Source organism: Pseudoalteromonas sp. SA25, from assembly GCF_011378705.1.
Classification (GTDB): Bacteria; Pseudomonadota; Gammaproteobacteria; order Enterobacterales; family Alteromonadaceae; genus Pseudoalteromonas; species Pseudoalteromonas arctica.
In genome coordinates, this window is the sequence record NZ_WTKV01000035.1 from 23,684 (window position 1) to 31,467 (window position 7,784).

Sequence of the window (7,784 nt, forward strand, 5' to 3'; positions counted from 1 at the left end):
AGTAAGCATCGATTTAGCGCTAAATGTATTACAAAAGAGTATGTTACAATTAAGGTAAAGCATATCTTCATATTGAGTATTATGGCGCAGTATATTGCTACTCCAAGTTGGCTAGGCCGTTTTTTTACCCGTATTAAACACGTAGCTATTGAACAAGAGCGCCTTGTTGTGCATTTTAGAGGTGCTCCCGCACGGACATTTTTAATTAAAGACTTTTATAATTACTCAATATTTAAAAACCGTTTATTTAGCGCCAAAATTAATTTGTGCGACAGTAGTAATACATCAATTAGCTTTTTAAACAAATCACAAGCGAACGCTTTAAATACGGCCCTTAACACGCGGTTTTCAGCCCTGCTTGAGCAAAAGGTAAATAACGCAAAGATTTCGCTCAAGCGCTATGCTTTAGATGAGTTTTTACGTGATAGTTCCATAAAAACACTTAATAATGATGTATTTTTGCTTACCAAGCAGTACGCTAAAAGTACAAGTGTGTGGCAACAGCACTTATCGCCAAGTAGTATTAAATTTTTAAATATACTGAGCACTACACCCAATACTCACGATGCAATTGCACAGTTGCGCCATAAATATGAAAAAAAACAACTAACTCTTAAAAATGACTTTTTTAATCAAGTAGAGTCAAATCCATTAACAACAGAGCAGCGCTTAGCGGTAATACGCGATAACGATAAAAATTTGGTATTAGCGGCAGCAGGCACAGGTAAAACATCTGTGATGGTAGCAAAGTCTTTAGATTTAATAGCATGCAATATTGCCAAGCCTGAGCAAATTTTGGTGCTGGCCTATAATAAAACAGCAGCAAATGAGCTTAAAGAGCGCTTTATTGAACGCGCCACGCATGCAAAATTGCATACCAAAGCACCCACTATTTTAACGTTTCATGCGCTTGGGCTTAAATTACTACAAAGTGCCAAAAAGCCAATCGAGTTGTCAAAATTTGCAACTGACCCAGTTCAATTAAATAGTTGGTTAACTGGGTGGGTAAGTAAAAAAATACAAACCGAGCCACAGTTTATAAAAACATTTGTAGATTTACTCCATGAGCCGATTGATATATTTAGCTTTAAAGATAATGCACAGTACGAGCGGTACGTACGCGATAACGAATACCGTAGCCTTGCGGGTCATAAAGTAAAAAGTTATCAGGAAGTGCTTATTTCAAACTGGCTACATTTGAATTGCGTACCGCACAGTTATGAGGTGAATTATCACTTTAGCCAAGGCGCAGAGCTAAGTGGGCAATACCAACCAGGCTTTTATATACCTCAATATGATATTTACCTAGAGCACTTTGGCATTGATAGGCAAGGGAATACACGTGCCGATATAGATAAAAAACACTATAACGAGCAAATTGCATTTAAGCGCAAACTGCATAAACAAAATGGCACCACCTTACTCGAAACCTTTCATTACAACTGGGTAGAAGGAAAGCTAGAGCAAGCCCTCGCAAAGCAATTAAAGCAGCATAATGTTGAATTAACACCTTTAAGTAACGACGAAATATTTCATACTTTAAATAACTCAGGGCAGTTACAGCAAGGCATTGATAAGTACATAAAATGTTTACAAGCTATTCGAGTGGAGCAACTAAGTAATAAGCAAATAGCGCAGCGCATCAAGCAAAGTGGTATTAAAAATTACCAGCAATATGCAAACTTGTTAGTGCAAATTCATGATGCTTATATAAATGAACTAAACGCGCAAAGTACCATTGATTTTGACGACATGATTATTCAAGCAACAAAGGCGATAGTAAGCGGAGATTTTAATATTGTGTGGAGCCACATTTTAGTTGATGAGTTTCAAGATATATCAAGCGCGCGTATGGCTTTCATAAATGCCATATTAAAACATGGTAACGGAATACGCTTTACTGCGGTTGGTGATGACTGGCAAGCAATTTATCGGTTCTCGGGTGGTAATTTAGCGCTTACTACACGCTTTAATGAATTAGTGGGCAGCCACTCACTTACTATGTTGCAAAAAACATTTAGATATAACAATAGTATTAGTGATGTAGCAGGGCGTTTTGTAATGCAAAACCCTGAGCAATATAAAAAGCAGATCAGCACACATACACAAGTAACCACACCACAAGTTATTTTATTAGACGATTTATACCAAGGTACTAAATCGATAGAAATGAAAGTACAACAGAGCATAAGCACTATTCAAAAAAATGATGCATCAGCGAGCATTGCCATACTTAGTCGATATAGATACATGTTAAATAGCGTGCAGCAGCATTTAAAAGATAAAAAGCATACAAACTCTCTTTATTTTTGGACATTGCATAGTGCCAAAGGGCTTGAAGCCGATTACTGTATTATTATTGGTTTTGAACAAGGTAAATTAGGGTTTCCTAGCGATAATCAAAATAATGTGCTGGTGGAGGCGTTATTACCAGAGCAAGATGAATTCACTCACTCAGAGGAAAGGCGTTTGCTTTATGTAGGTATTACTCGCGCTAAACATAAAGCGTATTTAATTGCAGACCCTTATGCATGCTCAGCGTTTGTAAAAGAATTAGTAAATGACAATTATCCCATTCAAATCGCTTCAACGTTGTTTAATAAGTCGCAACTAAAGCAAAGAGAGTGTAGTACGTGCAGCGACGGTTTAATAGTGCCAAAAACGGGTCAATATGGTGATTATTATAGTTGTACTAATACGCAAATTTGCGAAACTAAATTACGAGTGTGTAAAAGCTGTAGTGGCCCATCGATTGATAAAAACACGTACTCACAATGTGTGAATACAGAGTGTAAAATGCAGCACCCAATTTGTGAAAAGTGTGGTCGCGAAATGCGTAAACGCAAATCTAAGCACGGTGAATTTTTAGGGTGCAGTGGTTTCGCTCTTAAAGAAGATAACTGTAAAAACACTCGAAAAATGATTGTTTAACGGCTAACAGGTAGGTTTACACTTGTCTATTTTATAGAACTATGTAAATAGAAATTACATTCATTAGATTGATTTTAACAAGCTATCAATGTCTAATAGAAGAATGAGCTTTAACTGTTGTTTATTATGCATTTTTTCAATAGATTCTTTTTATTAAATGACCATTATTCAGTCCCTGGTCAGGTTGCTAATTGGCGAATAAGTGCACTGCGCATTATTCTATCATTAGTAATGGTGTTATGTTTTGCTGTGGCGTGCCACACGTACACAAGCGCTATTGAATTTAACTTAATTTATATTGTTGTATTAACAAGCAGTTTTCTTGCTACTGCATGTGGTTTACTTATAGCAAGTAAGCGTTTTTATCACTTTAGCGCTCATGCACTTTTAATAGCCATTGTAGCTGCTAGCGTGTCAATGAACTTATTTTTAACAGACCTAGAGCTTGCTAAAGTGGGCTCTATGTATATGTATTCCTGCCCGATAATAGCACTTATGCTACTTGGTTATAGAACAGCCCTTGCTTATGGCGTATTAAATATTGCGCCGTTTTATATGATCTTCAATAACGTTGATGTCTCGGGTTTAACCGGCATAGCTCAACAACTTCCCGACGCTGACTTATACATTACAGGGCTTATATTTTTATTTTTTAACATTTGTATTCCCCTTGCTGTGGCGCGCACAATTGTGGCTGCTAAGCGTTTAAACAAAACAATGATAAGCGCTAATACACACCTTAAAGATAAAAATGAGCTTTATCGAAGCCTGTTCACCGAATCAAATAAAGCTAAAATTATTGTTGACGAAAATCTTGTCATTACTGATTTTAATCAACATGCTATTGATATGTTTGGTATAAAAAAAGAATTAAAAGAAGGAAGCGTTAATCTTTCTCATTTATTTCCGGCCTTAGTTTTTGACGACTCTAATGCTCAAAATAAAATTGTGAAGTACAAAAAAAGTTATTTTAAAGCCAGTTATCAGCAAATAATAATGAGTACAAACTACCGTGTATATGACTTTTACGATTGCACGCAAGAGCAGCTCATTAAACAAAATTTATCGATGATGGAACAAGAAAATAAACGTTTACGCTTTAGAGACTCGCAAACAAAACTACCTAATAGAGAATGGTTTGAGCTGCAATGCGACAGATTAACAAGCAAATACCAAAAAGGTTTTTATATCGTTGTTGCGCAAAGTGCAAATAGTGAATACTTAAATTTGAAGCTCACTAAAGCCGACTCTCAAGCATTACTTATTAACGCGTACAAGCGTTTAAAAGCGATGCCAGATGGGCCGCTGTTGTGTGCTCATATAGGAGTAGGAAAGCTTGCTTTTATAATTGGCGCAAACTCGCAAAACGAGCTAGAAGATAAGCTATTGATGCAAATAAAAAATACATTAGATAAAACATATAATGTATTTGGCACTAAGTGTCAGCAATCATTTTTATTTGGTTTTGCAAAGTATCCTGATCATGGAAAAAACAGCACAACAGTACTTAGTAATGCATGCGAAGCACTTAAACTAGCAAATTGTAATATGCCCCTTAGTGGTTATAACGAAAAACAATCACAAGCTTTTATTGAAAAATACGAAATTTCAATGTTATTAGATGAAGCGCTTCAGCAGGGCGATTTGTCGGTGCACTATCAACCTAAAGTAGATGCAACGGGTCAATGTATAGGGCTTGAAGCCTTAGCGCGTTGGAACAGTCCAATACTGGGTAATGTGTCGCCAGTGGTATTTATTCCTATTGCCGAAGAATACAGAATGGTTAGTCGGTTAACCGACCTGATTATTCAAAAGGTGTGCGCTCAAATTGCCGATTGGACCAAGGCGGGTTTACCGAGTGTGCCGGTGGCAATAAATATATCTCTAATTGATTTTAGCCAAACCGATTTTATGTCAAAACTGGTTAAATACCTTGCCGACTTTAACGTAAAGCCACCTCAAATAGAGTTAGAACTGACTGAAACCTCTCTTGAGGCAAACCAAGCGCATTCGCTAAAGCTTATGCAAACGCTGCAATCGTGGGGTTTTACTATTTCGGTCGATGATTTTGGGGTCGGTTATTCTAATATTGCACGCCTTGCCGATTACCCTATTAACAAGCTCAAGTTAGATCGCTCATTAATAAGCCAAGTAACGAGCTCCACGCGTCAAAAAAGTTTAGTTAAAGCGGTGCACGTTATGTGTGAAGAGCTTGATATTAAGTGTGTAGCCGAAGGAGTAGAAACCCAAGAGCAAGTAGCAATAATGACGCAAATGGGGTGTAAAGAATTTCAGGGCTTTTACTTTGCGAAACCAATGCCAGCCGAAAATTTTGCAGAACATGTTAGTCGCCATGGCTTAGTGTTTAACCCTAAAGAGATGACGGCTCAACTTTAAATGTATTTAGTGGGCACTATATAGAACATATACACCTAAGGTATGTATGTTCTATAAAACTAGCTGGGTTTTATTACCTAATTACAGAGCTGTTGGGCGTTTATGGTTATTTCGCACTGGTGAATAGCCTCAGCTCCCCAATGCTGTATATCTGATTGAGCAGTGCAGCCTGCATCTTCAATTAAAGCAGTATTGGCATCACATAAGAGTAGCACTGCGTTATCATCTTGTACGTTCACAATAAGCGTGTATTCCCCAAAGGGTGCAAGTTTTCTTAAATCGTTATTAACAGCAGCTTTTAATAACTCATCAGTTGTTGAATAGGATGTTTCACTAAATTTTAATGTGCCATCAACGGCTGTAGCAATATCTTTTAATTGCGAGGCTAAGTCGGCCATCGCCTCTGGATTGTTATTTTTTGAAGTGTAGCAACCGCTAAGTAATACTATGAGGCTTATACAAAGTAAGTGTTTCATTTTATTTGCTCCATACCGTCATCGTGTTGTGTTCATCGTAGCCTGTATCTAGGTTCCAATTTTTAATTGCACTGTAATCAGTATCTAAAAATACGGCATTGGCAATAATGGTTATGTAGTGCTGAATATTACTAACGGCAAAGTCAAAAATATCGTTGTAATGCATAGGCTCGTGCGGCGTTTTTAGTTGTTCAATAAAAGTGGAGTCAACTTCGTTTGGGCGAGGATAAAACAAACCTAAATCAGCAGCAACATGGCGTGCGCAGGCAAATAATCGATAGCTTTCTTCAACATTATTTACTACAAGCTGAAAACCGTTATGCCATGAATTAAAGTTAGGAGCGTGTTGTGCAGCGTAGCTTGGGTGAACCGTTAATAAAGCATGTTGCCAAATTTTTGCAATATCGGTATCAAAATTATCGTCTTTGTTAGTACAAGATCCAATATTTTGTTGCACGCGGTCAGCATAACCTAACTCACCTAAATTTAAACGCTGCCAAATAAATGCATCTTGGTTCATTTCGCAGGCACGGTGCGCCGTTTGATTTTGCTCATACGGGCCTACTTTTAATTCAACAACCGGATGCACCGTTATATCCGCAGCAACATGGGCCATATAACCGCATAACCAAGCAAAGCACTTTTCAAATGCTTCACTTTCAAGTGTTTTGCAGTATTCAATCATGGCTTTAAGTAAATCGCCTGTGTGCTCATAGTGCATTAGGTCGGCCCACGCATTTTGGCTAGGCTGCGCTACTGCTAAGTAAGGATAATCGGGGGCTACACAGCCTAGTTCAAGGTATGCTTGGCGTTGGCTCAAAATAAGTTTTGCCTTTTTAGGCATATCCATTTTAGCGAGTGATTTGGTTTGCGTTGCAATATTAACGGCTGTGATGTGCGCAAAAGCACCTGGCATTGTCATATCCTTATGATTTATTAATAGGGGGACAGATTAACATTGAGAGGGGGTTAAATAAAGCCAAGTGAAGTGCTTGTGAGTGTTTAAAAGAGACTAAATTAACTGTTCAATTAGTTGTCCATCTTCGTACAGCTTAGCATATTGGCGTTTATGTTCTTCAAACAGATAGGCGCGTAATTGCTCTTGTCCGCTATGAATCTGAGTGATTTTTGCTGCAATCCCTAGGCTACTTTGCCTAACGGGTTCTACATCTATCGATATGCTTTCTTTGTTGGGTAAGGTAAAGCTCATGTGCTGTAATTTTTTTAAGCTCTCTCCACTTTTTAATGGTTTTAAAAATATTCCAGTACTGGAAATCGATTAAATATTAAAACCTTGGCTTTTAATATTTAGCTCACTCCAGCGCCAACTACGTTGAGTGCCCTTTGTATCAATTACTTCTGGTGCGCTCAAAGTGGGGTTAATTATACCTAACTCATCAATTTTTAATTGCAAGGGAAACCAAAGTTGGTAATTAGCAACTTCAGCAAGCAAAGTTAGATTAGCGTGGGTAAAAAGGTGAGCAATACTCGCGGGTATAGAGCTTTTCATTGTAAGCATATGATCGCGAGGGGAACGTTGTTTTGTATTTGGTTTGAATAACTCAGCTAAAAAATTTACCTCTTCATTAGAAAAGTCCATATTTCACCCTAGTTACATAAAACAGTGCACCACCGTAATTTAAACAACCTAGATTCAAATTGTAAGTGCATAACTTGTTTTGGCTAGATTAAGTGGTCAGTTGCTCATAAGCTAACTGCTTTTTCTCCGGCAAGAGATTTTACAATGAGACATTACAAACAACTGACCTATGCGCAAAGATGCCAGATCGCCGTTCTAAAGAAAAGCGGTTTTACGCAACAAAGTATTGCTGAGCTAACTAATTTATCGCAATCTACGATTTCAAGAGAGCTTTCTAGAAATACAGGTAAGCGAGGTTACAGACACAAACAAGCTCATGAGCGGGCTTTGTTTCGCCGAAGAAGTGTAAGAAAACCGCTTAAGATGACACCTGAAATGAT

5 protein-coding genes and 1 pseudogene are annotated in these 7,784 nt (G+C 37.8%); 3 read left to right on the forward strand and 3 right to left on the reverse strand.

Translation table 11 applies throughout. From position 1 onward, the window contains the following. Nucleotides 1-81 precede the first annotated feature (81 nt). Together GQR45_RS20255 and GQR45_RS21260 are read left to right on the forward strand one after the other, a co-directional pair. Nucleotides 82-2,931 (forward strand): UvrD-helicase domain-containing protein, encoded by a 2,850-nt coding sequence (locus tag GQR45_RS20255; protein ID WP_165726864.1) that lies wholly within the window; start codon nt 82-84, stop codon nt 2,929-2,931. A gap of 126 nt (nt 2,932-3,057) precedes the next feature. Next, nucleotides 3,058-5,328 carry an EAL domain-containing protein gene (locus tag GQR45_RS21260; protein ID WP_206008735.1) on the forward strand — a complete coding sequence of 757 codons (2,271 nt, stop codon included), beginning with the start codon at nt 3,058-3,060 and terminating at the stop codon, nt 5,326-5,328. Between the two features lie 77 nt (nt 5,329-5,405). Here the strand turns inward: GQR45_RS21260 and GQR45_RS20265 are convergent, their stop codons facing one another. From GQR45_RS20265 to GQR45_RS20275, 3 genes and pseudogenes are all read right to left on the reverse strand, one after another. Further along, the gene (locus tag GQR45_RS20265; RefSeq protein ID WP_165726865.1) at nt 5,406-5,804 is read right to left on the reverse strand and encodes a hypothetical protein; all 399 of its coding nucleotides are present in this window, start codon (nt 5,802-5,804) and stop codon (nt 5,406-5,408) included. Nucleotide 5,805: 1 nt separating this feature from the next. Continuing rightward, nucleotides 5,806-6,720: a zinc dependent phospholipase C family protein gene (locus GQR45_RS20270; protein WP_165726866.1), complete on the reverse strand. Its 915-nt coding sequence runs from the start codon at nt 6,718-6,720 to the stop codon at nt 5,806-5,808. A 96-nt stretch (nt 6,721-6,816) separates the two neighbouring features. Beyond that, a pseudogene (locus GQR45_RS20275) lies at nt 6,817-7,404 on the reverse strand (hypothetical protein). Nucleotides 7,405-7,548: 144 nt separating this feature from the next. Here GQR45_RS20275 and GQR45_RS20280 point away from each other — a divergent pair. Next, a partial coding sequence (locus GQR45_RS20280; RefSeq protein ID WP_165726867.1) for a helix-turn-helix domain-containing protein occupies nt 7,549-7,784 on the forward strand: 236 nt, incomplete at its 3' end.